Annotated in this window: 27 protein-coding genes; 6 read left to right on the top strand and 21 right to left on the bottom strand. The window is 73.8% G+C overall.

Annotation, left to right across the window (positions count from 1 at the left end):
• Nucleotides 1-82 precede the first annotated feature (82 nt).
• The 7 genes from trpM to hisI form a co-directional block, all read right to left on the bottom strand.
• A complete protein-coding gene (gene trpM, locus MXD57_RS31790; protein ID WP_308290728.1) occupies nucleotides 83-277 on the bottom strand; it encodes a tryptophan biosynthesis modulator TrpM in 195 nt (64 codons plus the stop codon).
• A gap of 21 nt (nucleotides 278-298) precedes the next feature.
• A complete protein-coding gene (gene trpC, locus MXD57_RS12855) occupies nucleotides 299-1108 on the bottom strand; it encodes an indole-3-glycerol phosphate synthase TrpC (protein WP_250401503.1) in 810 nt (269 codons plus the stop codon).
• A gap of 133 nt (nucleotides 1109-1241) precedes the next feature.
• Nucleotides 1242-1679, bottom strand: a complete 438-nt coding sequence (locus tag MXD57_RS12860; protein ID WP_250401504.1) for a DUF2752 domain-containing protein — start codon at nucleotides 1677-1679, stop codon at nucleotides 1242-1244.
• A gap of 94 nt (nucleotides 1680-1773) precedes the next feature.
• The gene (locus MXD57_RS12865; RefSeq protein ID WP_250401505.1) at nucleotides 1774-2031 is read right to left on the bottom strand and encodes an HGxxPAAW family protein; all 258 of its coding nucleotides are present in this window, start codon (nucleotides 2029-2031) and stop codon (nucleotides 1774-1776) included.
• Between the two features lie 165 nt (nucleotides 2032-2196).
• Nucleotides 2197-2835, bottom strand: a complete 639-nt coding sequence (locus MXD57_RS12870; protein ID WP_250401506.1) for a TIGR02234 family membrane protein — start codon at nucleotides 2833-2835, stop codon at nucleotides 2197-2199.
• A gap of 51 nt (nucleotides 2836-2886) precedes the next feature.
• Nucleotides 2887-4395, bottom strand: a complete 1509-nt coding sequence (locus MXD57_RS12875) for an anthranilate synthase component I (RefSeq protein ID WP_250401507.1) — start codon at nucleotides 4393-4395, stop codon at nucleotides 2887-2889.
• An 11-nt stretch (nucleotides 4396-4406) separates the two neighbouring features.
• Nucleotides 4407-4811 carry a phosphoribosyl-AMP cyclohydrolase gene (gene hisI, locus MXD57_RS12880; RefSeq protein ID WP_250401508.1) on the bottom strand — a complete coding sequence of 135 codons (405 nt, stop codon included), beginning with the start codon at nucleotides 4809-4811 and terminating at the stop codon, nucleotides 4407-4409.
• 130 nt (nucleotides 4812-4941) lie between these two features.
• Between hisI and MXD57_RS12885 the strand changes: the two genes are divergently transcribed.
• Entirely contained in the window at nucleotides 4942-5577 is a 636-nt protein-coding gene (locus tag MXD57_RS12885) for a TIGR03085 family metal-binding protein (protein WP_250401509.1), read from the top strand.
• 67 nt (nucleotides 5578-5644) lie between these two features.
• Here the strand turns inward: MXD57_RS12885 and MXD57_RS12890 are convergent, their stop codons facing one another.
• From MXD57_RS12890 to hisD, 10 genes are all read right to left on the bottom strand, one after another.
• Nucleotides 5645-6898, bottom strand: coding sequence for an MFS transporter (locus MXD57_RS12890; protein ID WP_250401510.1), 1254 nt, complete (start codon nucleotides 6896-6898; stop codon nucleotides 5645-5647).
• A gap of 13 nt (nucleotides 6899-6911) precedes the next feature.
• Complete coding sequence (locus tag MXD57_RS12895; RefSeq protein ID WP_250401511.1) at nucleotides 6912-7499, bottom strand: ArsR/SmtB family transcription factor; 588 nt, start codon at nucleotides 7497-7499, stop codon at nucleotides 6912-6914.
• 222 nt (nucleotides 7500-7721) lie between these two features.
• The gene (gene hisF, locus MXD57_RS12900) at nucleotides 7722-8477 is read right to left on the bottom strand and encodes an imidazole glycerol phosphate synthase subunit HisF (protein ID WP_250401512.1); all 756 of its coding nucleotides are present in this window, start codon (nucleotides 8475-8477) and stop codon (nucleotides 7722-7724) included.
• Nucleotides 8474-8878: a RidA family protein gene (locus MXD57_RS12905; RefSeq protein WP_250401513.1), complete on the bottom strand. Its 405-nt coding sequence runs from the start codon at nucleotides 8876-8878 to the stop codon at nucleotides 8474-8476. The genes hisF and MXD57_RS12905 overlap by 4 nt, the downstream gene beginning before the upstream one ends.
• Nucleotides 8875-9600 (bottom strand): bifunctional 1-(5-phosphoribosyl)-5-((5-phosphoribosylamino)methylideneamino)imidazole-4-carboxamide isomerase/phosphoribosylanthranilate isomerase PriA, encoded by a 726-nt coding sequence (priA, locus tag MXD57_RS12910; protein WP_250401514.1) that lies wholly within the window; start codon nucleotides 9598-9600, stop codon nucleotides 8875-8877. Before priA ends, MXD57_RS12905 begins: the two co-directional genes overlap by 4 nt.
• 3 nt (nucleotides 9601-9603) lie before the next feature.
• Nucleotides 9604-10248, bottom strand: a complete 645-nt coding sequence (hisH, locus tag MXD57_RS12915; protein ID WP_250401515.1) for an imidazole glycerol phosphate synthase subunit HisH — start codon at nucleotides 10246-10248, stop codon at nucleotides 9604-9606.
• Nucleotides 10239-10403: a hypothetical protein gene (locus MXD57_RS12920; RefSeq protein ID WP_250401516.1), complete on the bottom strand. Its 165-nt coding sequence runs from the start codon at nucleotides 10401-10403 to the stop codon at nucleotides 10239-10241. The genes hisH and MXD57_RS12920 overlap by 10 nt, the downstream gene beginning before the upstream one ends.
• 4 nt (nucleotides 10404-10407) lie before the next feature.
• On the bottom strand, nucleotides 10408-11001 hold the full coding sequence (gene hisB, locus MXD57_RS12925; RefSeq protein WP_143636382.1) for an imidazoleglycerol-phosphate dehydratase HisB: 594 nt from the start codon (nucleotides 10999-11001) through the stop codon (nucleotides 10408-10410).
• Nucleotides 10998-12104, bottom strand: a complete 1107-nt coding sequence (locus tag MXD57_RS12930; RefSeq protein ID WP_250401517.1) for a histidinol-phosphate transaminase — start codon at nucleotides 12102-12104, stop codon at nucleotides 10998-11000. Before MXD57_RS12930 ends, hisB begins: the two co-directional genes overlap by 4 nt.
• Nucleotides 12101-13444 carry a histidinol dehydrogenase gene (gene hisD, locus MXD57_RS12935; protein ID WP_250401518.1) on the bottom strand — a complete coding sequence of 448 codons (1344 nt, stop codon included), beginning with the start codon at nucleotides 13442-13444 and terminating at the stop codon, nucleotides 12101-12103. The genes MXD57_RS12930 and hisD overlap by 4 nt, the downstream gene beginning before the upstream one ends.
• A gap of 178 nt (nucleotides 13445-13622) precedes the next feature.
• On the opposite strand from hisD, the gene MXD57_RS12940 reads away from it, so the two are divergent.
• The 4 genes from MXD57_RS12940 to ybaK all read left to right on the top strand — a co-directional run bounded on the left by MXD57_RS12940 (nucleotide 13623) and on the right by ybaK (nucleotide 17708).
• On the top strand, nucleotides 13623-15197 hold the full coding sequence (locus MXD57_RS12940; protein WP_250401519.1) for an oxidoreductase: 1575 nt from the start codon (nucleotides 13623-13625) through the stop codon (nucleotides 15195-15197).
• Nucleotides 15198-15377: 180 nt separating this feature from the next.
• Nucleotides 15378-16430, top strand: a complete 1053-nt coding sequence (locus MXD57_RS12945; RefSeq protein ID WP_250401520.1) for a hypothetical protein — start codon at nucleotides 15378-15380, stop codon at nucleotides 16428-16430.
• A gap of 11 nt (nucleotides 16431-16441) precedes the next feature.
• Nucleotides 16442-17179, top strand: a complete 738-nt coding sequence (locus tag MXD57_RS12950; RefSeq protein ID WP_250401521.1) for an LON peptidase substrate-binding domain-containing protein — start codon at nucleotides 16442-16444, stop codon at nucleotides 17177-17179.
• Nucleotides 17180-17207: 28 nt separating this feature from the next.
• Nucleotides 17208-17708 (top strand): Cys-tRNA(Pro) deacylase, encoded by a 501-nt coding sequence (ybaK, locus tag MXD57_RS12955; protein WP_250401522.1) that lies wholly within the window; start codon nucleotides 17208-17210, stop codon nucleotides 17706-17708.
• A gap of 232 nt (nucleotides 17709-17940) precedes the next feature.
• Here the strand turns inward: ybaK and MXD57_RS12960 are convergent, their stop codons facing one another.
• The 4 genes from MXD57_RS12960 to MXD57_RS12975 all read right to left on the bottom strand — a co-directional run bounded on the left by MXD57_RS12960 (nucleotide 17941) and on the right by MXD57_RS12975 (nucleotide 21780).
• Nucleotides 17941-18573 carry an AAA family ATPase gene (locus MXD57_RS12960; protein ID WP_250401523.1) on the bottom strand — a complete coding sequence of 211 codons (633 nt, stop codon included), beginning with the start codon at nucleotides 18571-18573 and terminating at the stop codon, nucleotides 17941-17943.
• A 34-nt stretch (nucleotides 18574-18607) separates the two neighbouring features.
• The gene (locus MXD57_RS12965; protein WP_250401524.1) at nucleotides 18608-19429 is read right to left on the bottom strand and encodes an ABC transporter permease; all 822 of its coding nucleotides are present in this window, start codon (nucleotides 19427-19429) and stop codon (nucleotides 18608-18610) included.
• Nucleotides 19430-19493: 64 nt separating this feature from the next.
• Nucleotides 19494-20507 (bottom strand): ABC transporter ATP-binding protein, encoded by a 1014-nt coding sequence (locus tag MXD57_RS12970; protein WP_250401525.1) that lies wholly within the window; start codon nucleotides 20505-20507, stop codon nucleotides 19494-19496.
• 58 nt (nucleotides 20508-20565) lie between these two features.
• Nucleotides 20566-21780 (bottom strand): NYN domain-containing protein, encoded by a 1215-nt coding sequence (locus MXD57_RS12975; protein ID WP_250401526.1) that lies wholly within the window; start codon nucleotides 21778-21780, stop codon nucleotides 20566-20568.
• A gap of 225 nt (nucleotides 21781-22005) precedes the next feature.
• Here MXD57_RS12975 and MXD57_RS12980 point away from each other — a divergent pair, with 225 nt between their 5' ends.
• On the top strand, nucleotides 22006-22185 hold the full coding sequence (locus MXD57_RS12980; RefSeq protein ID WP_250401527.1) for a hypothetical protein: 180 nt from the start codon (nucleotides 22006-22008) through the stop codon (nucleotides 22183-22185).
• Nucleotides 22186-22188 lie beyond the last annotated feature (3 nt).

Raw genomic sequence — 22188 nt, forward strand, 5'->3', positions numbered from 1 at the left:
GGGGCCGGAGCCGGGGGGAGTCCCCCGAGCGGTCCGGTCGGCGGAGGGCGTGGATCAGGCGGCGTCGGAAACGGCCGTCGGCTCAGCTCACCGCGGGTGGCGCGCACGCGGAGTGACGCCATCGCATGCCGTTCACCTGACCGGGTTCGTCACCGATCACATAGCGGACCCGCCGCCCGTGCACCCGACGCGCGGGGGCACGGCAGCCTCGGGGCCGGCAGCCGCGGGCGAGGCGGGCGTAGGCGTCCCGTGTCGCCGGGGTGATCGGAAGCATCATCGGGACCAGCTTAGCCGGGGGTCAGCCCCGCCCGTGCCGGAGCGCGGGGTGTTCGCCGGCGGCGACCAGGTCGGACACGGCGGCCTTCGGGTCGCGCCCGGTGACCAGGGACTCGCCGACCAGCACCGCGTCGGCGCCGGCGTTGGCGTAGGCGATCAGGTCGTGCGGCCCGCGCACCCCGGACTCGGCGACCTTGACGAGGTGGTCGGGGATCTCCGGGGCGACGCGCTCGAACGTGTCGCGGTCGACCCGCAGGGTCTTCAGGTTGCGCGCGTTGACGCCGATGACGCGGGCACCGGCGTCCACCGCCCGTTCGACCTCGTCCTCGTCGTGCACCTCCACCAGCGGGGTGAGGCCGATGGAGACGGCGCGCTCGATCAGCGACTCCAGGGCCGGCTGGTCCAGGGCGGCGACGATCAGCAGCGCGAGGTCGGCGCCGTACGCCCGGGCCTCCCAGAGCTGGTACGACGTGACGATGAAGTCCTTGCGCAGGACGGGGATGTCCACGCGTGCGCGGACCGCCTCCAGGTCGGCCAGCGAGCCGCCGAAACGGCGCTGTTCGGTCAGGACCGAGATGACGGCCGCGCCGCCCGCCTCGTAGTCCGCCGCGAGCCCGGCCGGGTCGGCGATCGCGGCCAGCGCGCCCTTGGACGGGCTGGAGCGCTTGACCTCGCAGATGACCTTGACGCCGTCGCCCTTGAGCGCGGCCACCCCGTCCTTGGCGGGGCGGGCCTTCGCCGCGCGCTCCTTGAGCTCGTCGAGGCTGACGCGCGCCTGCCGCTCCGCGAGGTCGGCACGTACTCCGTCGATGATCTCGTCGAGCACACTCACGCGAGCGGCCCCCTTCCAGACGGTCGTTCCTTCAGGTCGAGAAACCTGTGGTCACTGCGATGGTATCCGGAGGACGGCCGAGGCCTCGCATCCGGCGGACCGCGGTCCCACCACCTGGACGTTCACCGTTCGATCAAGGATGCAGCCAGCCGCCGAACGGCAGGTTCCGGACAACGGTGAAAACCAGCAGCAGCGCGCCGACGGTCCACATCTGGACCGGCCCGGGGTCGAACCGCCCCGTCCGGCCGCGCACCGCGCGCACCATCCAGACGGTCCACAGCACCGCGAAGCCCAGGTAGGCGGCCACGCCGGCGGCGTTGTCCTGCAGGGCGGCAAGGAGATCGCCGTGGATGAAGGCATGGGCGCTGCGCAGGCCGCCGCAGCCGGGGCAGTACAGGCCGGTCAGGCCGTAGAGCGGGCACACCGGGTAGTGGCCGGGCTCGTTGGGGTCGACCGAGCCGACGTACGCGAAGGCGGCGGCGACGGCCGCGAGGACACCGACGGGGACGGCGATCCGGTTCCAGGCGGTGGTGGGCGTGGGGTGCGGGGCGGTGCCGCTGTCGGGGTTCACGTCCGCATTCTGCCCCGCGCGGCCGCGGCACGCGCGCGAGGGGCGGCCCCCACCGGATGCGACGGGGGCCGCCCCTCGGGGGAGGCGGTGGGGCTCAGCCCTCGGCGCCGGCCGGCTCGCGGGTGGGGACGTGGCCGCCGTGCGCGGTGGTCCGGGGGTGCTTCTGCTGGCCGAGGCCCATGGCGCGCATGGCGGCGCCGACGACGCCGCCGAGGAGCACGATCACGATGCCCGCCCAGAAGCCGACCGGCTGGGCCATCACCATGAAGGCACCCGCGACGCAGAAACCGATGAAGGCGATGGTGACGCCGGTCCAGGCGGCCGGGGTGTGACCGTGGCTGCTGCCCGCCATGACTTGCTCCTCGTTGCTCGTGCGTGTCGAAGTACGTGTCCGTACGGTTGCGAGCGCGTCACCGTGCGAGCCGGGCGCTCTTCGTCCATTGTCCCGCACGCACGCGTGTGCCGGACGCGGGGGTGGCGTCTGGTTCGCCACATCCGGCGGGGCGCGGGGGCGGCCTCAGGCGCCGGTGGGGTCCTCGCCGCGGTCCAGGGCCTTCCAGATCTCCTCGGGGCGCTCCGGGTCGGCCGCGGCGGCCTTGCGGCGCGGGCGGTCCGAGCCGCGTTCGTAGCGGCCGGACATGGCGGGCCACAGGGAGCCGTAGCGCAGGGCCAGCAGTCCGGCGAGCAGGATCAGGACGCCGCCGGCGGCGGCGACGTAGGGCCAGCCGGTGTGCGCGAGGGCGGTGACCGCGGCCGAGGTGTCGCCGGTGGTCCGGGCGGCCTCCTCGTCCAGCGCTGAGCTGTCGGAGGCCCCGGCGAACGCGGCGGCGACGATGCCGGCGCCGCTGAGCGCGAGCAGTGCCGCGACGGCGAGGCGCCCGGCCCGGCGGACGGCGAAGACGGCGACCAGGGCGGCCAGACCCACTATGGCGAGGGCCGCGGGGACGCCCGTGACGTCGCTGCCCCTGGCGGTCAGCGGGAACGCGCCGCCGGCCACCGTGGCGGTGCCCTCCGACCAGCGCTGCCGGGTCGCGAGCAGGGTCACGGCCGCGCCGAGCGCGCCGCACAGCAGGGCCACGGCGAGACTGCGCCGGCCGGACCGGCTGGGCGCGGTGGCTTCGGAACGGGGGTGAGGTACGGCAGTCACGTACTCCACTATCGCCTGAACCCCGGGTGAACCGTCACCCGGGGTTCGGCACGGGCCGCGCTACCCGCCCAGCCGGTTGGCCGTGTGCACCGCCCGCAGCACCGCGGCGGCCTTGTTGCGGCACTCCTGGTCCTCGGCGACCGGGTCGGAGTCGGCGACGATGCCGGCCCCGGCCTGGACGTGGGCGGTGCCGTCGCGGAGCAGGGCGGTGCGGATGGCGATGGCGGTGTCGGAGTCGCCGGCGAAGTCGAGGTAGCCGACGCAGCCGCCGTACAGGCCGCGCCGGGACGGTTCGAGCTCGTCGATGATCTGCATGGCGCGGGGCTTGGGGGCACCGGAGAGGGTGCCGGCCGGGAAGCACGCGGTCAGCACGTCGAAGGCGCTGCGGCCTTCGGCGACGCGGCCGGTCACGGTGGAGACGATGTGCATGACGTGCGAGTAGCGCTCGATGGACATGAAGTCGACGACCTCGACCGAGCCGGGCTCGCAGACCCGGCCGAGGTCGTTGCGGCCGAGGTCGACCAGCATCAGGTGCTCGGCGCGTTCCTTGGGGTCGGCGAGCAGCTCGTCGGCGAGGGCCTGGTCCTCCTGCGGGGTGGCGCCGCGGTGCCGGGTGCCGGCGATGGGGTGGACCATCGCGCGCCCGTCCTCGACCTTCACCAGCGCCTCGGGGGAGGAGCCGACGACGTCGAACCCGTCGAAGCGGAAGAGGTACATGTAGGGCGAGGGGTTGGTGGCCCTCAGGACCCGGTAGACGTCCAGCGCGCTCGCCGTGCACGGGGTCTCGAAGCGCTGCGAGGGCACGACCTGGAAGGCCTCGCCCGCGCGGATGCGCTCCTTGACGTCCTCCACGGCCGCCTGGAAGTCGGGGCCGCCCCAGCGGGCGGTGTACCCGGGCAGCTCGGAGGGCGGCAGCACGGCCGGGGGCTGGGCGACCGCGCGGCCGAGGTCGGCCTCCATGACGTCGAGGCGGGCCACGGCGTCCGCGTGGGCCTCGTCCACGCCGGTCTCCAGGTCGTTGTGGTTGATCGCGTTGGCGATCAGCAGGACCGAGCCCTCCCAGTGGTCCATGACGGCGAGGTCGCTGGTGAGGAGCATGGTCAGCTCGGGCAGCCCGAGGTCGTCGCGCTCACCCGGACCGATCCTCTCCAGGCGGCGGACGATGTCGTAGCCGAGGTAGCCGACCATGCCGCCGGTGAAGGGCGGCATGCCCTCCTGGTGCGGGGTGTGCAGGGCCTCGATGGTGGCGCGCAGGGCGGCGAGCGGGTCGCCGTCGACGGGGACGCCGACGGGCGGGGTGCCGAGCCAGTGCGCCTGGCCGTCCCGGGTGGTGAGGGTGGCCGCGGAACGCACGCCGACGAAGGAGTAGCGGGACCAGGAGCGCCCTCCCCCAGGGCTGAACGCCTGGGAGGTGCCCCCATCCGCGGACTCCAGCAGGAAGGTGCCGGGGCGTTCGGCGGCGAGCTTGCGGTAGAGCGCGACCGGGGTGTCGCCGTCGGCGAGGAGCTTGCGGGTGACCGGGACGACACGCCGGTCGGTGGCGAGCTTGCGGAAGGTCTCGAGGTCCATGGCGGCAGACCTTACTGATCAGCCGTCGCCGGGCGGGCCCGCGGGGCGCTCGCGCCGGGATCGTCCTGGAGGAGGACGTCCTCGTCGAAGCAGGTGCGGGCGCCGGTGTGACAGGCGGCGCCGACCTGGTCGACCCTGACCAGCACGGTGTCGGCGTCGCAGTCCAGGGCGACCGACTTCACCCACTGGACGTGGCCGGAGGTGTCCCCCTTGACCCAGTACTCCTGGCGGCTGCGCGACCAGTAGGTGCAGCGACCGGTGGTCAGCGTGCGGTGCAGCGCCTCGTCGTCCATCCAGCCGAGCATGAGCACCTCGCCGGTGTCGTACTGCTGGGCGATGGCCGGGAGGAGTCCGTCGGCGCTGCGCTTCAGGCGCGCGGCGATCTCGGGATCGAGAGTGCTGGTCATGGGTGCCATTGTGCCGCGTGCGCGGGACGGTTCCGCGCCCCTGTCCAGGGGGTGGGCACGCGGTGGGCGGGGGCGGGGACGGGGCCGGGCGACCGGGTGACGGGTGGGCGGACCGGTTACGGAGTCGTAGGCTGACTCCATGTCGACCTTCGCCAAGCGTGAACGGCTCCTGCTCGCCGACCTCTTGGAAACCGTCGGGCCGGACGCCCCGACCCTCTGCGAGGGCTGGCGGACCCGTGACCTGGCCGCGCACGTGGTGGTGCGCGAGCGCCGCCCGGACGCGGCGGGGGGCGCGCTGATCAAGCCGCTGGCCTCCCGGCTGGAGAGGGTGCTGGCCGAGTACGCCGCGAAGCCGTACGAGGAGCTGATCCAGCTCATCCGGACCGGCCCGCCGCGCTTCTCGCCGTTCCAGCTCAAGCAGGTCGACGAGGCCGCCAACACGGTCGAGTTCTACGTGCACACCGAGGACGTCCGCCGGGCCCGGCCGGACTGGGGCCCGCGCGAGCTGGACGCGGTGTTCCAGGACGCGCTCTGGTCCCGTCTGGAGCGCAGCGCCCGGCTGCTGGGCCGGGGGGTTCCGACCGGTCTGGTGCTGCGCCGCCCGGACGGCCAGACGTCGGTGGCGCACCGGGGCACTCCCGTGGTGACGGTGACCGGTGAGCCCTCGGAGCTGCTGATGTTCGCCTTCGGGCGGCAGAGCGAGGCGAAGGTGGAGCTCGACGGCGACGAGAACGCGATCGCCGTCCTGCACGAGTCGAAGCAGCTCGGCTTCTGAACCCGGCCCCACGCGCGGCACCGGGTGCGCCGTCCGGGCAGCGCACCCGGTGCCGCGCGTGGAGGCGTCAGCGGGGGAGCTCCGCGTGGCGCAGCCCGGGGACGCACAGGGCGACCACGCCGCCGAGCCCGCAGACGGCCGCGCTGGCCACGAACACCGGGCCGAGGCCGAAGGCCCCGATGGCGGCGGCCGCGAACGGCATGCTCAGGGGGGCCAGGCCGAGGCTGACCACACTGGCGACGGCGGTGACCCGGCCGAGGTAGGCGGGGTCGGACCGGGTCTGCAGCAGCGCCCCGCACAGCACCCCGCTGAGCCCGGCGAGCAGCCCGATGAGCAGGGCGACGCCGACGGCGCCGGCGAGCCGGGGCACGTAGGCGAGGGCGCCGATGGCGACCGACCCGGCGAGGATCGCCCAGGCGGCGACCAGTCCGGCGCGCGGCACCCGGCCCCGTACGGCGAGCAGCAGCGAGGCGGCGCCCGCTCCGGCGCCGAACCCGGCGAGCACCCAGCCCATGCCGGCGGCGCCCCAGCCGCGCCGGTCGGCGAGCAGCGTCAGGCCCACGTTGAGCGGGCCGACGAAGCCGAAGTCGCCGAGGGCGATGGCCAGCATGAGCGGGGCGAGGACGCGGTGGCCGCGGATGTAGCGCAGGCCGCCGGCGAGGTCCGCCCAGGCGGTGGCGCGCGGGGCGCCGACCGCGTCGTCGCCGGGCAGCGGTCGCAGGCGCACGGAGATCAGCAGGGGCACGGAGACGGCGATCAGCAGCCCGGCGAGGGCGAAGGCGGCCGGTGCTCCGCCCAGGGCCACGCCGAGTCCGCCGAGCGGGGCGCCGGCCACGCCCGCGCAGCGGATGGCGAGGCCGCGCATGCCCTGGACGCGGGCGAGCTGGCCCTTGCCGGTGATCCTGGCCGGGAGGGCGCCCACCGCGGGCATGAACACGGCGTCGACGGTGCCGAACAGCAGGGCCAGCAGCGCGAGCGGCCACAGTCCCGGGCCGGTGAGGAACAGCAGGGCGGCCACCGCCAGGACGGCCGCGCAGCGCACGGCGTCGCTGCCGATGACGACGCGGCGCGGGCCGAGGCGGTCGGCGAGGACTCCCCCGCCGAGCATCAGCACGGCCCTCGGCAGCGCGCTGACGGACATCACGACACCGGCCTGCGCGGGGGTGCCGGCCTGGACGGCGGCCCAGGACAGGGCGATGTAGTAGACGCTGTCGCCGAGCATGGAGGCGGTGTAGGCGCCGAGCCAGCGCAGCACGTTGGGGTCGCGGTGGGCGGGCCGGTCCCCGGTGGCGGAGACCGGGGGTACGAGGGTGTCGGTCACGGCGGGGCCCTTCTCAGACGCGGAACGGGAATCCGTACACGTGCAGCGCGACGTGCTCGCGCCCTTCGGTTTCGCCGGCGGCTTCGGCGGACCGGCCCCTCTCGTCGTACCTGCGGATCAGCGCGAGCAGTTCGTCCCGCAGTTCGCGCATCTCGGGCGCGGTGAGGCGGAGCAGGGACTCGCTGTCGGCCGCGGCCGTGTTCCACTCGGCGCTCCAGGTGGGCCGTTCGTCCAGGTAGCGGCGGTAGAGGTCGGTGCGCTGGTCGTGGAAGAGCCGGGTCGCCGCCAGGTGCGCGGCCGCCTTCTCGGGCGCGTCCCGGAAGTCCTGGTCGCGGATGCTCACACCTTCGGAGGAGGGCTGCCACCAGCGCTCGCGGCCGTCGGCGCTCTGCGGGCGGGCCTGCTCGATGAGGCCGTGCTCGGCGAGCTTGCGCAGGTGGTAGCTGACCAGCGAGACCGCCTCGTCGACCTGGTCGGCGAGGTGCGAGGCGGTCGCCTTGCCGGCCACGCACAGGGCTCGGTACAGCTTCATCCGCAGCGGGTGGGCCAGCGCCTTGAGCGTGCCCACGTCCGTGATGGGACGGCTCCCCTTGGCTGTCATGGCTCCGACCCTAGATGTGAAAGAAGAATTGCACAATAAATGTTGCGCAACTTTCCTTTCGCATGGGCTCACGCGGAGGACGGGCGGCCCGCGGGGCGGGCGGCCCATGACAGGGCCCCGGCCGCCTCGTCGGGCGGCCGGGGCCGGTATGTCCGCTGCCGTGACCGGGGACACCGGCGCGAGCGCGTGGACCTTCCGTTCACGGCACCGGCTTTCGGGGTGTCACCGCACGGGGTGGCCGGCCTCCCGCAGGGTCCGCTTGACCTCGCCGATGCGCAGGTCGCCGAAGTGGAAGACCGAGGCGGCCAGGACCGCGTCGGCGCCGGCGTCGATGGCCGGCGGGAAGTCCGCCAGCCGGCCGGCGCCGCCGGAGGCGATCACCGGGACGGTGACGTGCTTGCGGACGGCCGCGATCATCTCCAGGTCGTAGCCGTCCCTGGTGCCGTCGGCGTCCATGGAGTTGAGCAGGATCTCCCCGGCGCCCAGCTCGGCCGCGCGGTGGGCCCACTCGACGGCGTCGATGCCGGTGCCCTTGCGGCCGCCGTGGGTCGTCACCTCGAAGGCGCCGCCCTCGGTGCGGCGCGCGTCCACCGACAGCACCAGGACCTGCCGGCCGAACCGTTCCGCGATCTCGCGGATCAGGTCGGGGCGGGCGATGGCGGCGGTGTTCACGCCGACCTTGTCCGCGCCGGCCCGCAGCAGCCTGTCGACGTCCTCGGCGGTGCGGACGCCGCCGCCCACCGTGAGCGGGATGAAGACCTGCTCGGCGGTGCGGCGCACCACGTCGTAGGTGGTCTCCCGGTCGCCGGAGGACGCGGTGATGTCCAGGAACGTCAGCTCGTCGGCGCCCTCGGCGTCGTACACCTTGGCCATCTCGACGGGGTCGCCCGCGTCGCGCAGGTTCTGGAAGTTGACGCCCTTGACGACCCGGCCGTTGTCCACGTCCAGGCAGGGGATGACTCGGACCGCCAGGGTCATGAGGTCACGGCTCCTCTGAATGCCTCTAGTTCCACTTCGACCAGGATGCGCGGGTCGACGAACCCCTCCACGACCAGCAGGGTCGCGGCCGGGCGGACGGAGTCGAAGATCTCCTTGTGGGCGCGGCCCACCGCGTCGACGTCCCGCACATGGGTCAGGTACATCCGGGTGCGCAGCACGGACCCGATGCCGAGGCCGAACTCGCCGATCGCCTCGAGGGCGCTGGTGAAGGACACCTTGGCCTGTTCGTACGGGTCGCCCTCCCCGTACAGCACGGTGCCCTTGAAGGACGTCGTGCCGGCCACCAGGACCCGGTCACCCGCCGCGACGGCGCGGGCGAAGCCGAAGCTCTCTTCCCAGGGACTCCCGCTCTGCACGCGCCGTACGGCCTCGGATGTCATGACGCCACTGCCTCCAGTGCCTCTTCCAGGGTGAACGCCTTCGCGTACAGGGCCTTCCCGACGATGGAGCCCTCGACACCGAGGGGTACCAGCCCGGCGATGGCGCGGAGGTCGTCCAGGGACGACACGCCGCCGGAGGCCACGACCGGGCGGTCGGTGACCGCGCAGACGTTCCGCAGCAGCTCCAGGTTCGGGCCCTGCAGGGTGCCGTCCTTGGCGATGTCGGTGACGACGTAGCGGGCGCAGCCCTCCTTGTCGAGGCGCGCCAGCGTCTCGTAGAGGTCGCCGCCGTCCCGGGTCCAGCCGCGGCCGCGCAGGGTGGTGCCGCGCACGTCCAGACCGACCGCGATCCTGTCGCCGTGCTCGGCGATGACCTTGGCGACCCATTCGGGGGTCTCCAGCGCGGCCGTGCCGAGATTGACGCGGGTGCAGCCGGTGGCGAGGGCCGCGGCGAGCGTGTCGTCGTCGCGGATGCCGCCGGACAGCTCCACCTTGATGTCCATCGCCCCGGCGACCTCGGCGATCAGCTCGCGGTTGTCGCCGGTGCCGAAGGCGGCGTCGAGGTCGACCAGGTGCAGCCACTCGGCGCCGGAGCGCTGCCAGGCGAGGGCCGCCTCCAGCGGGGAGCCGTAGGAGGTCTCGGTCCCGGACTCGCCGTGCACGAGGCGCACGGCCTGGCCGTCACGGACGTCGACGGCGGGGAGGAGTTCGAGCTTGGCCATGGTCTACAGGGTTCCGATCCAGTTGGTGAGGAGCTGAGCACCGGCGTCGCCGGACTTCTCGGGGTGGAACTGGGTGGCCCACAGGGCACCGTTCTCCACGGCCGCCACGAACGGCCTGCCGTGCGTGGACCAGGTGACCTTGGGGGCTGCGATCAGCGGGTTGTGCGTCTCCAGGGCCCAGTCGTGGACGGCGTAGGAGTGCACGAAGTAGAAGCGCGCGTCCTCGTCGAGGCCGGCGAACAGCTCGGAGCCCGCCGGGGCGTCGACGGTGTTCCAGCCCATGTGGGGCACGACGTCGGCCTCGAGCGGCGCGACCGTGCCGGGCCACTCGTCCAGGCCCTCGGCCGCCACGCCGTGCTCGATGCCGCGGGCGAACAGGATCTGCATGCCGACGCAGATGCCCATCACCGGCCGGCCGCCGGACAGCCGGCGGTCGACGACCCAGTCACCGCGGGCCGCGCGCAGGCCCTGCATGCAGGCGGCGAACGCGCCGACGCCCGGTACCAGCAGGCCGTCGGCGTTCATCGCCCGGTCGAAGTCGCGGGTGATCTCGACGTCCGCGCCCACGCGCGCGAGGGCGCGCTCGGCGGAGCGGACGTTGCCGAAGCCGTAGTCGAAGACGACGACCCTCTTGCCGCTCAATTCCACACCTCCAGCCGCATGACCCCGGCGACCAGGCACATCGCGGCACCGATCGAGAGCAGCACGATGAGACTGGTGGGCATCTTCTGCTTGGTGAAGGAGATGATGCCGCCGACCAGGAAGAGGCCGACGACGATCAGGACGGTGGACAGACCGGACATGGGGTTACAGCGCGCCCTTCGTCGACGGGAGGATGCCGGCCGCGCGCGGGTCGCGCTCGGAGGCGTAGCGGAGCGCCCGGGCGAGCGCCTTGAACTGGCACTCCACGATGTGGTGCGCGTTGCGCCCGTAGGGCACGTGCACGTGCAGCGCGACCTGTGCCTGGGCGACGAAGGACTCCAGGATGTGCCGGGTCATCGTGGTGTCGTACTCGCCGATCATCGGCGCCATGTTCTCGGGCTCGGTGTGCACGAGGTAGGGGCGGCCGGAGAGGTCGACGGTGACCTGGGCGAGGGACTCGTCCAGCGGGACCGTGCAGTTGCCGAAGCGGTAGATGCCCACCTTGTCGCCGAGGGCCTGCCGGAAGGCGGCGCCGAGCGCGAGCGCGGTGTCCTCGATGGTGTGGTGGGAGTCGATGTGCAGGTCGCCGTCGGTCTTCACGGTCAGGTCGAACAGACCGTGCCGGCCGAGCTGGTCGAGCATGTGGTCGTAGAAGCCGACGCCGGTGGCGATGTCGGTCCTGCCGGTGCCGTCGAGGTCGATCTCGACCAGTACCGAGGTCTCCTTGGTGGTGCGCTCCACGCGTCCGACGCGGCTCATGGCTGGGTCTCCTTCTGCAACTCACGGACCGCGTCGAGAAACGCGTCGTTCTCCTCGGGGGTGCCGGCGGACACCCGCAGCCACCCCGGTACGCCGTTGTCCCGGACCAGGACGCCCCGGTCGAGGATCCTCCGCCAGGCCTCGTGGGCGCTGTCGAAGCGGCCGAACTGCACGAAGTTCGCGTCGGACTCGACCACCTCGAAGCCGATCGCGCGCAGCTCGGCGACCAGCCGGTCGCGCTCCGACTTGAGCTGCTCGACATAGCCCAGCAGGGTGTCGGTGTGCTCCAGTGCGGCCAGGGCGGTCGCCTGGGTGATCGCCGACAGGTGGTACGGCAGCCGGACGAGCTGTACGGCGTCCACGACGGCGGGGTCGGCTGCGAGGTAGCCGAGGCGCAGTCCGGCGGCACCGAACGCCTTGGACATGGTGCGCGAGACGACCAGGTGGGGCCGGCCCGCCAGCAGCGGCAGCAGCGACTCGCCGTGGCTGAACTCGACGTAGGCCTCGTCCACGATCACCATGGACGGCTTGGCCGCCTGGGCGGCCTCGTACAGCCCGAGGACCGTCTCGGGCGGAACGGCGTTGCCGGTGGGGTTGTTGGGGGTGGTCACGAAGACGACGTCGGGCCGGTGCTCGGCGATCACGCGCCGGGCGGCGGCGAGGTCGATCCCGAAGTCCTCGCCGCGGGGGCCGGAGATCCAGCCGGTGCCCGTGCCGCGCGCGATGAGCGCGTGCATCGAGTACGACGGCTCGAAGCCGACGGCCGTGCGGCCCGGTCCGCCGAAGGTCTGCAGGAGCTGCTGGATGACCTCGTTGGAGCCGTTGGCCGCCCAGACGTTCTCGACGCCGAGCGGGTACTTGCCGGTGTCCGTCAGGTACTTGGCCAGCTCGGTGCGGAGCCGGACCGCGTCCCGGTCGGGGTAGCGGTTCAGGTCGCGGGCGGCCTCCCGGACCCGCTCCACGATCCGCTCGACCAGCGGCTCGGGCAGCGGGTAGGGGTTCTCGTTGGTGTTCAGCCGTACGGGGACGTCCAACTGGGGCGCTCCGTAGGGGGACTTGCCGCGCAGCTCGTCCCGTACGGGCAGATCGTCGATGCCGGTCACTTGCTCTCGGGTACCTTCCAGCCGAACCGTGCCTTGATCGCCGCGCCGTGCGCGGGCAGGTCCTCCGCCTCCGCCAGCGTGACCACGTGGTGCGCGACCTCGGCCAGGGCGTCCTCCGTGTAGTCGACGATGTGGATGCCGCGCAGGAAGGACTGGACGGACAGGCCCGAGGAGTGGCAGGCGCAGCCGCCGGTGGGCAGGACGTGGTTGGACCCGGCCGCGTAGTCGCCGAGCGAGACGGGCGCCCAGGGGCCGACGAAGATCGCGCCGGCGTTGCGCACCCGGTCGGCGAGCGCGGTGGCGTCGGCGGTCTGAATCTCCAGGTGCTCGGCGCCGTACGCGTCGACCACCCGCAGGCCCTCCTCCACGCCGTCCACGAGGACGATCGCGGACTGCTTGCCGGCCAGGGCCGGGCGGATGCGGTCCTCGATGTGCCTGGTCGCCGCCACCTGCGGAGCCAGCTCCTTCTCCACCGCGTCGGCCAGCTCGGTGGAGTCGGTGACCAGCACGGCGGCCGCGAGCGGGTCGTGTTCGGCCTGGCTGATCAGGTCAGCGGCGACGTGCGCCGGGTCGGCGGTGTCGTCCGCGAGGATCGCGATCTCCGTGGGGCCGGCCTCGGTGTCGATGCCGATCTTCCCGGTGAAGTAGCGCTTGGCCGCGGCCACCCAGATGTTGCCGGGGCCGGTGACCATGTTGGCGGGCGCGCAGGACTCGGTGCCGTACGCGAACATCGCGACGGCGGTGGCGCCGCCGGCCGCGTAGACCTCGTCCACACCGAGCAGCGCGCACGCGGCGAGGATCGTCGGGTGCGGCAGTCCGCCGGCGGGACCGTCCTCGAAAGCGGGGGCCTGCGCCGGGGAGGCGAGCGCGATCGAGCCGACTCCGGCCTCCTGCGCCGGGACCACGTTCATGATCACGGACGAGGGGTAGACGGACCGGCCGCCGGGCGCGTACAGCCCGACGCGCTCGACCGGCACCCACTTCTCGGTCACCGAGCCGCCGGGCACGACCTGGGTGGTGTGCGGGGTGCGGCGCTGCGCGCGGTGGACCAGGCGGGCCCGGCGGATGGACTCCTCCAGGGCGGCGCGCACGGCCGGGTCGAGGGCGGCGAGCGCGTCCGTCAGCGCCCGGGCCGGGACACGGACGGATTCCAGCCGTACTCCGTCGAACTTCTCGGCGAAGTCGATCAGCGCCGCGTCGCCCCGATGATGCACGGCCTCGCAGATCGGACGCACCTTCTCCAGGGCGGCCTGAACGTCGAAGTCGGCTCGGGGCAGCAGGTCGCGCAGGGCGGGGCCCTCGGGGAGGGCGTCGCCGCGCAGATCGATTCGGGAGATCACGTACTCAATTCTCTCAGACCCGCGTCCGTCGCCGTCCCTGCGTATCAATGGCTGATACAGAACGTGGCCGGAACGTGGAAGATCACCTTCACGTCTAGTGTGCCGGGCGTCACCCAGCGGGCATGAACGGGTGTACGGAGCAGACGACTTGTCCAGCGGCCCGGAAAGAGGGAGAGCGGTGACCGAGGGGGCCGGCGACGCCGGAGATCTGCCGGAGGGCCTGACCGCGGCCGAGGCAGGTATGTGGCAGGCCTTCCGCAACGGCAGCGTGTACGACCTGAGCAGCGGGGACGCGGTGGTGGACGATCCGCACGGCGGGCATCCCTGGGGCCCGGAGCGGAGCGTCAGGGCGCGGATCGTCTGCTGGCTGCTGCTGGACGGGCCGCCCGCGCTGGCCGGCCGGGTGTCGGCGCTGAAGCTGGCGGGCGTGCGGATCACCGGCACGCTGGAGCTGGCCGGCGGCGCGGTCACGCCGTACGTGGAGATGAGCGGCTGCCGCTTCGACGACCAGGTCCTGCTTCCCGAGGCCCGCTTCACGACCGTGCGCCTGGTGAACTGCGCGCTGCCCCGGCTGGAGGCGGCCCGGGTCACCACGGAGGGCGACCTGCACCTGCCACGCTGCCGCTTCCAGTACGGGGTGCGGCTGACCGACGCGCACATCGGGACGGACCTGCTGCTGAACCAGGCGGTCGTGCACCGGGACCGCAGCGGCCGCTCGATCGCGGCGGACGGCATGGGCGTCGGCCAGGACCTGCAGGCGGAGCTGCTGGAGTCGCACGGCGAGCTGAGCCTGCGCGGCGCCCAGGTCGGCGGCTCGCTGAGCCTGCGGGGGGCGAAACTGGCCAATCCGTACGCGCGACTCGCCCTGAACGCGCCCCAGCTCACGGTGGAGCGCACCCTGTACCTGACCCCGGCCGGCGTGGGCAATCCGCTGCTGAGCGGGACGACCCCCGCGCGCGGGACGCGGATCCAGCGCTTCGAGTGCCAGGGCGGGGTGCGGCTGGACGACGGCAGGTTCGGGGACGCCGTGGACCTGGAGCGGGCCCGGTTCGTGTTGACCGACGACCAGGACCTGTCGCTGCGCCGGGTGCAGACGCCGGAGCTGCGCTTCCTCGGGGACCGGCCGCAGCGCGGGCAGGTGAAGCTGTCCGGCGCGCGGGTCGTCAACCTGGTCGACCGCGCGGGGAGCTGGCCGGGCCCGGGCAGCCTGCACATGGGCGGCTTCAGCTACGAGAGCCTGGTTCCGCGCGGCCCGTTCCCGCTGACCCGGCGGCTCGACTGGGTGGCGGCGGCGACGGCCGAGTACAACCCGGAGCCCTACGAGCGGCTGGCGTCGGTGCTGCGCGCGGCCGGGGAGGACGAGGACGCGCGCGAGGTGCTGCTCGCCAAGCAGCGCCGGCGCCGCGAGACGCTGTCGCCGGCGGGCAAGGTCTGGGGCTTCGTGCAGGACTGGGCCGTGGCCTACGGCTACCGGCCGGGCCGGGCGGCGGTGTGGATGGCGGTGCTGTGGGCGGCCGGCACGCTCGCCTTCGCGCACGCCGGGCATCCGCCGGTGGACTCCGGGGAGCGCCCGTCCTGGAGTCCCGCCCTGTTCACGCTCGACCTGCTGCTGCCGGTGATCGACCTGGGCCAGGTCGACCAGTGGCAGTTTCGCGGCGGCTGGCAGTGGCTGACCGCCGTGATGATCATCATGGGGTGGATACTCGCGACCACCGTGGCGGCGGGTGCGACCCGGCTGCTGCGGCGGAGCTGACGGCCCGGCCACCTGGCCGTCCGACCCGCCCGGCCGACGAACCACGGCTCACATCCACAGCCCGCGGACAGGTGCCGCACACCCGCCGGGCCCACCCTTTGCCCGTCCTTGACCTCGTGCCGTACAACCTTTCACGACTTGACCAGGCCCTCTGGCGCTCCCCCGACCTGCGGTCTTTCAATGGTCGACACCATGGCTCTGCTGCCGGCGTTCTTCCGCCCCACCCGGACGACACGACGTGCCTCGCATCCGGCCGCCCCTCCCCAGGGCGACTTCGAGGCCGTTCTCGACGCGCCCGACGAGCATCTCTCGCCCGCGCTGGTCGCGGCCGGCCGGGGTGAGTACCGCGAGGCCTCCGCCCTGCTCGCCGCCACACGCGCGGCCGGCCGCTGGGAGGACCGCGACCGCCACACGAGGCGGCTCGCCGGCTTCGCCCGCTGCCGCCCCGAGTGGTTCGAGGCCTGGCGCGCGGCGGCCCCCGGCGATCCCGACGCCGCCCTGGTCGCGGCCCAGCTCGCGGTGGACCGCGCGTGGCGCTCGCCGGCCCGCGCCGAGCTGCTGCGCGAGGTGAGCCCGCTGATCACGGCCGCGGCCCGCGCCGACGACCGCGATCCGGTGCCCTGGCGGATCGCCCTCGACCACGCGCGCGGCTCCCGAGCCGGCCACCGCTACTTCGAGGAGCTGTGGGAGGCGGCGGTCCGGCGCTCCCCGCACCACTACGGCTGCCATGTGGCCGCCCTGCGGTACCTGGCGACCTTCTGGCACGGCTCGCACCGCGAGTGCTTCGACTTCGCCGACCGGGCCGCGCAGGACGCCCCGGCCGGCTCGCTGGTGCAGGCGCTGCCGGCCCGGGCGGCCTTCGGCTATCTGACCGACGACTGCGGTCCCGAGGTGCCGCGCGAGCGCCTGGACGCGGCCGCCGACCGGGCGGTGTCGCTCTCCGCCCGCTTCCCGGCCGCCACCCCCGGACCGGCCCAGATGCGCAACAAGCTGCTGTATCTCCTGATCCGGCTGGGCCGGTGGGAGGACGCGCGCGCCCAGCTCGGCCTGATCGGCCCGTACGCCACCTCGTTCCCCTGGGAGCGGTTCTCCGACGACCCGCTGGGCCAGTTCCTGCGGCTGCGCGAGGGGCTCCTCGGATCCACTTCCCCCACGTCCCTCTCCGCGCTGGTCAGGACGCCGCGGCGGACGCCGGGCGGGCACCGCGGCCGAGTGCCCGCCGCCGACCATTAGGCTGGGTCGCCGTGACCACCGTCCGTCTGCCCCTGTTCCCGCTGAACTCTGTGCTGTTCCCGGGGCTCGTGCTGCCCCTGAACATCTTCGAGGAGCGGTACCGCGCCATGATGCGCGAGCTGTTGAAGACCCCCGAGGACGAACCGCGCCGGTTCGCCGCGGTGGCCATCCGTGACGGCCACGAGGTGGCGCCGAGCGCTCCGGGCATGCCGGATCCCACGGCGCGGCCCGAACGCGGCCCGGCCGCCGGTTTCGGCCCGGACCCCCTGAAGTCGTTCCACGGCGTGGGCTGCGTGGCGGACGCGGCGACCATCCGGGAACGCGACAACGGCACGTTCGAGGTGCTGGCGACCGGGACCACCCGGATGCGGCTGCTGTCGGTGGAGGCGTCGGGTCCGTTCCTGACGGCCGAGCTGGAGGAGCTCGCGGAGGAGCCCGGCGACGAGGCGGGCGCGCTGGCCGAGGGCGTCCTGCGCTCGTTCCGCCAGTACCAGAAGCGCCTGGCGGGCGCCCGCGAGCGCTCGCTGGCGGCCACGGAGCTGCCCGACGACCCCTCGGTGGTCTCCTACCTGGTGGCCGCCGCCATGGTGCTCGACACGCCGACGAAGCAGCGGCTGCTCCAGGCGCCGGACACCGCCTCCCGTCTCCGGGACGAGCTGAAGCTCCTTCGCTCGGAGGGGGCGATCATCCGTAGTCTGCCGTCCCTGCCCGCGTTCGAGCTGACGCGGACGCCGACCAGCATGAACTGAGCGAACCGAACCGAGGCCCGGCACCCCGATGGCGAAGAAGTCCAGAAAGCAGCAGTCCGGCGGCACGCCCGCCACCGTGGCGCTGACCGCGGCGGGCGTGGACCACACCGTCCACGCCTACGCGCACGACCCCGCCCACCCCTCCTACGGCGAGGAGGCGGCGGAGGCGATGGGCGTCTCCCCGGACCGGGTCTTCAAGACCCTGGTGGCCGACGTCGACGGCGCGCTGACGGTGGCGGTGGTGCCGGTCTCCGGCACGCTGGACCTGAAGGCGCTGGCGGCGGCGGTGGGCGGCAAACGGGCGGCCATGGCGGACCCGGCCCTCGCCGAACGCACCACCGGCTACGTCCGGGGCGGCATCTCCCCGCTGGGCCAGCGCAAGCGGCTCCGCACGGTCCTGGACGACTCGGCCGGCTCCCACGCCACCATCTGCGTCTCGGCGGGCCGCCGGGGCCTGGAGGTGGAACTGGCCCCGGCCGACCTGGCCGCGCTCACGGAGGCGGTGCTCGCACCGATCGGCCGCGACTGACCCGGCCGGGCGGCCACGGTACGCGGGGAGCGGCACTGCCGGGAGCGGTACGCCCGCGGCGGTGCGTCCGGCCCGGGTACGGCTCCCCGGGGTCCGGCACGTCATGCCCGGAAAGGGCCCACGGCGCTTCCGCGGCCCGCGCGGGGGCGCTTCGCCACGAGGACCCGGCGCCTCGGGCCGGCCGGTGCGCCGGGGCCCCGCGGGCGCCAGACCGGGTACGGCTCCCCGCGGGTCAGACCGGGTACGGCTCCTCGGGGTCCCGGGGGCCGAACAGGGCCGTGAGCCCCAGGTGGACCAGGAGTGCCGCCAGGGGCCAGGCCAGCAGGGCGCCCTTCGCCCCCAGCTTCAGCGGGGCCGAGAAGGTCACGCCCTTGCCCACCGCCCTGGCGTGGGCTATGACATCGGACTCGGGTCCCAGCCAGACGCCGAGCCGCCAGGCCAGCAGCGACCCGAGGAGCCCGCCGAGGCCCAGCGCCACCACCAGCGGCACGCCGCCGCGCCGTCGCCACAGGAACACCGCGACCGCGCTGACCAGCCCGAAGGCCAGCCCCAGCAGGGTGAACGTGCCGTCCACACCGACCGCCTGCTCACCCTCGGTGTCCTTGATGTACACGACCCAGCTCTTGTCGACCTCGTCGGCGATCAGCGGCACGTGCGGCGCCAGCCACCACCACAGCAGCCCGAGCAGGATCCCGCCCACGGTCACGGCCACGGTGACCACAGCGGCCTCCCGCACTTCGGTCTTCATCCCGGGGCCGTCCTGTTCGTACATGCCCGCGAACTCAGACCCGGCAGGACGGGCCTGCCGGACCTGGTGCGCGGAGTCGTCGTGCGGCGGCGGAGGCGGAGTCAGTGGTGCGGTCACCCTGACATCGTGCCAGGTCGTGCCGTGAGCCGCGTCACCGGACGGCCGCCCTGCGGTACGCCCAGGTCGCCGCGGCCAGCGAGACCACTCCGACACCCGCGCACACCCCCAGGTCGGCCAGGACGACGGCCCAGTCGGGGTGTGCCCCGAAGGTCCGCGCGTACGCCTCCACGCCGTAGGTCGAGGGCAGCAGGTCCCGGGCCAGACGGATGATCTGCGGCATCCGGTCGGCGGGCAGCACACCCAGCAGCAGCGCCGCGGACATGCCGAGCTGGCCGAGCAGTGTGGCCAGCTCCGGCCGCGGCGCGAGCAGGCCGCAGGCGGCCCCGAGCCCGGCGAGCGCGGCTCCGGCGAGCGGGATCACGGCCACCAGGATCCACAGGTTGGACAAGGGCAGCCCGAACAGCACGCAGCCGAAGACGGCCGTCACCAGCGTCCCCGGCACGGTGAACGAGGCGTACGCCCCCGCCGCGCCCAGTACGACCGCAGCGGGCGGCACCGGCAGCGTGGCGTAGTGGTCGAGCCCGCCGCTGGCCCGGAGCTGCCCGAAGTACTGCGACAGCAGGTTCAGCGCCACATAGGCGACCACCAGCACCGAGGACCCGGCGACCACGGACTGGGCCTCGCTGCCGCTGTCCACGACGCCCCGCATCATCACGGTGATGCCGACCGACTGGAAGGTCGCCACGAACAGCAGCGGGATACGGGCCACCCGGGCACGGGAGAGCTGCGCCCGGTAGACGGCCACCAGCGACGGCCACAGCCGCGCGGGCGGACCGAGCTCGGCGGCGCCCGGGGCCGCGTCCGGAACGGCCCGGGCGCCGCCGGGCAGAACCTCGGCGGGTACGACACTCACGACGCGCTGCTCCTCTTCCCTACGGCCCCCGCGCACACCCGTACGCAGTGCGCGGCCCGCGCGCTCACGCCTTCACCAGTCCCTGCCGGGACGCCCCGCCCAGCGACAGGTACACATCCTCCAGGCTGGGCGTGGCGAGCGTGAAGTCGTCCAGGGCGGCGAAGGCCGCGCCGCCGGTCACCGTGGCGACCGCGGCACGGGCCTCCTCGGGTGCCAGCCGCAGCGTCCAGCGCCGGCCGGACTCCGCGGCCCGCTCGCGCAGCACGGCGACCTCGGGCACGTCCAGCGGTGCCCGCTCCCGCCACACCAGCTCGACCCGTACCTCGCCGGAGACCCGTTCCTTCAGACCCGCGGGGGTGTCGCAGGCGATGACCCGGCCCTGGTCCAGGACGGCGACCCGGTCGAGCACGGTCTCCGCCTCGATGACGTTGTGGGTGACCAGCAGCACGGTCGTCCCGCGCTCGGCCCTGCGCCGGTCCACGGCCGCCCACACCGCGCGCCGGGCCACGGGGTCCATTCCGGTGGTCGGCTCGTCGAGGACGAGCAGCGGCCGCTCCCCGACGAGGGCGGCGGCGAGACAGGCGAGCCGCCGCTGCCCCCCGGACAGCTTCTTCAGTGCCCGGCCCGCGATCGGCGTGAGGCCGAGCTCCTCGAGCACGGCGTCCCGCTCGGCACGGGCCCGCCGTACGTCCAGGCCGCGCAGCCGCCCGGTGGTCTCGGCGGCGAGCGCCACGGTCAGCTCGTCCAGGGCGGAGGACTCCTGCCCCAGGTAGGCGAGGATCCGGGCGGCGAGCCGGGGGTGCCTGACGATGTCGTGGCCGAGGATCTCGACGCTGCCCGCGTCCGGCCGCTGCAGCCCGGTGAGCTGGCGCACGAGGGTGGACTTGCCGGCGCCGTTCGGCCCGAGCAGCCCGAAGATCTCGCCGCGCCGCACCTCGAGTTCCACGCCGTCGGTGGCCCGTACCTCGGGCGTGCCCGGCGCCCCGCGCCGCCCCTTCACGGGCGGATAGGTCTTGGTGAGCCCACGCACGCGTACGACCTCGTCGTACCGAAGTGCCTGTGCCGCGCGCGTACTCACAAGTGACGAGACTACGGGGTCGGAGGCCTTTGCTCGCCCTCGGGGGCGGCCAGGGGGGTCAGTCCGCGGCGGGCGCGTGCTGCTCGGTGGCCGCCGGCACGTCGACCTCGCGCCAGAAGCCCGCCCGGATGGCGTAGCGGTCGTGCTCGTCGATCTGGTCGTCCTTGTGGGCGAGCAGGCCGAAGCGCGCGGCGTAGCGCAGCAGCTCGCCGTCGATGCGGTGCGGGATGCGCGGGTACATCGTGGACAGCCGGTGCACATGGTTCTGGTCGCCGAGCCGGGAGATCCAGCGGCGGGCGAAGACCTGCCCCACCTCGTACGGGTCGCCGCCGACGGTGGTGATGTCCTCCTCCCGGTCGGCCCACCGCTGCTCGGCGGTGGTGAGCTGGGCGAGGGTCGGCATCGAGGCGACCTCGGGCGGCTCGGCGACCGCTCCGGGCCGGTCCACCCAGCCCTTGTCGGAGGACCACCTGAGGGTCGCGGTCGTCGGGTGCTGCACGGCCTGTACGCCGGGTGCGCGCAGCGCGGCGAGGTCCTTGGGGGTGGGCACCCCCTTGGGGGCGGCCGCCCGGCCCTGGGGGGAGTGCTCGGCGGCGGCCGGCGGGTGGGAGCCCTCCTCGGCCGGCCGCTCGGTGCCCGCGAGCGCGGAGTCCGGCAGCGGCGCCGAGAGGATCGCGGCGATCTCGGGGCGGGGCGCGGGCGGCGGGGCGCAGACACCGGTCAGCTCCTTGGCGCGGACCGCCTGGGTGATCCAGGCCCGGTCCAGCACCCGGCGCTCGTCGGCCTCGGCGACCAGGTCCTCGGACTGGTTGTAGTCGCCGTCGGCGGCCTGGACGGCCCAGAGGTGGACGGCGACGCCGTGCTCCTTGGCTGCCATCATCCCGGGCAGCAGGTCGCCGTCACCGGTGACCAGGACGATGTCGGAGCAGGCGCGGTTGCGCGCGAGCTCGGTCAGCTCGGCGTGCATGGCGGCGTCCACGCCCTTCTGCGCCCAGCGTCCGTCGCTGCGGGTCAGCGCGCCCAGCCGGACGGTGACCCGGGGCATCACGCGCAGCCGGCGGTGCTCCGGCTGGGGGACGCGGTCGGGAGCGCCGTCGAACCAGTAGATGCGCAGCAGGGGGCGCTGGGTCTCCGACTCGGCGCGTTCGCGCAGGGCCTGGATCAGCCCCGCGTGGTCGACGGTGATCCGGGACCGTGACGGCTCGCCGGCGAGGAGGCTGGCGGCGGCACCCAGCAGATACCCGGCGTCCACCAGGACGATGCAACGGTCCACGCGACTCACCCTCTTCCCGGGAGGCTTTGCTTCGGACTTCCTTCGAGTCTGCCCGAACGGACGGGCGTTAACGGCCGGAACTCGATCTTCGGCGTGGCGTACAGGGAGCCCGTTCGCCCACCTTCCCTGTCACACACGGTAATTATCCGACATGCGGCTGATGTCAGCGTATGTGAATCTGATCCCGGCCCTGGCCCCTAGATCCCCCTCAGGAGGCAGATCACCATGGCCAAGAACAAGAACCGCAAGCAGGGTGGCCCGCAGAACCGCGCTCCGCAGGCCGAGCACACGGCGGAACGCGCTCAGCGTCCGGCGGCGGAGGAACCCGAGTCCTCCATGGCGGGCGTCACGGGCAGCCACTCCGATGTCTCCCGTAAGAAGCAGAAGAGCTTCGGCCACAACTAAAGG

This window comes from Streptomyces cellostaticus, assembly GCF_023630175.1.
GTDB lineage: Bacteria > Actinomycetota > Actinomycetes > Streptomycetales > Streptomycetaceae > Streptomyces > Streptomyces cellostaticus_A.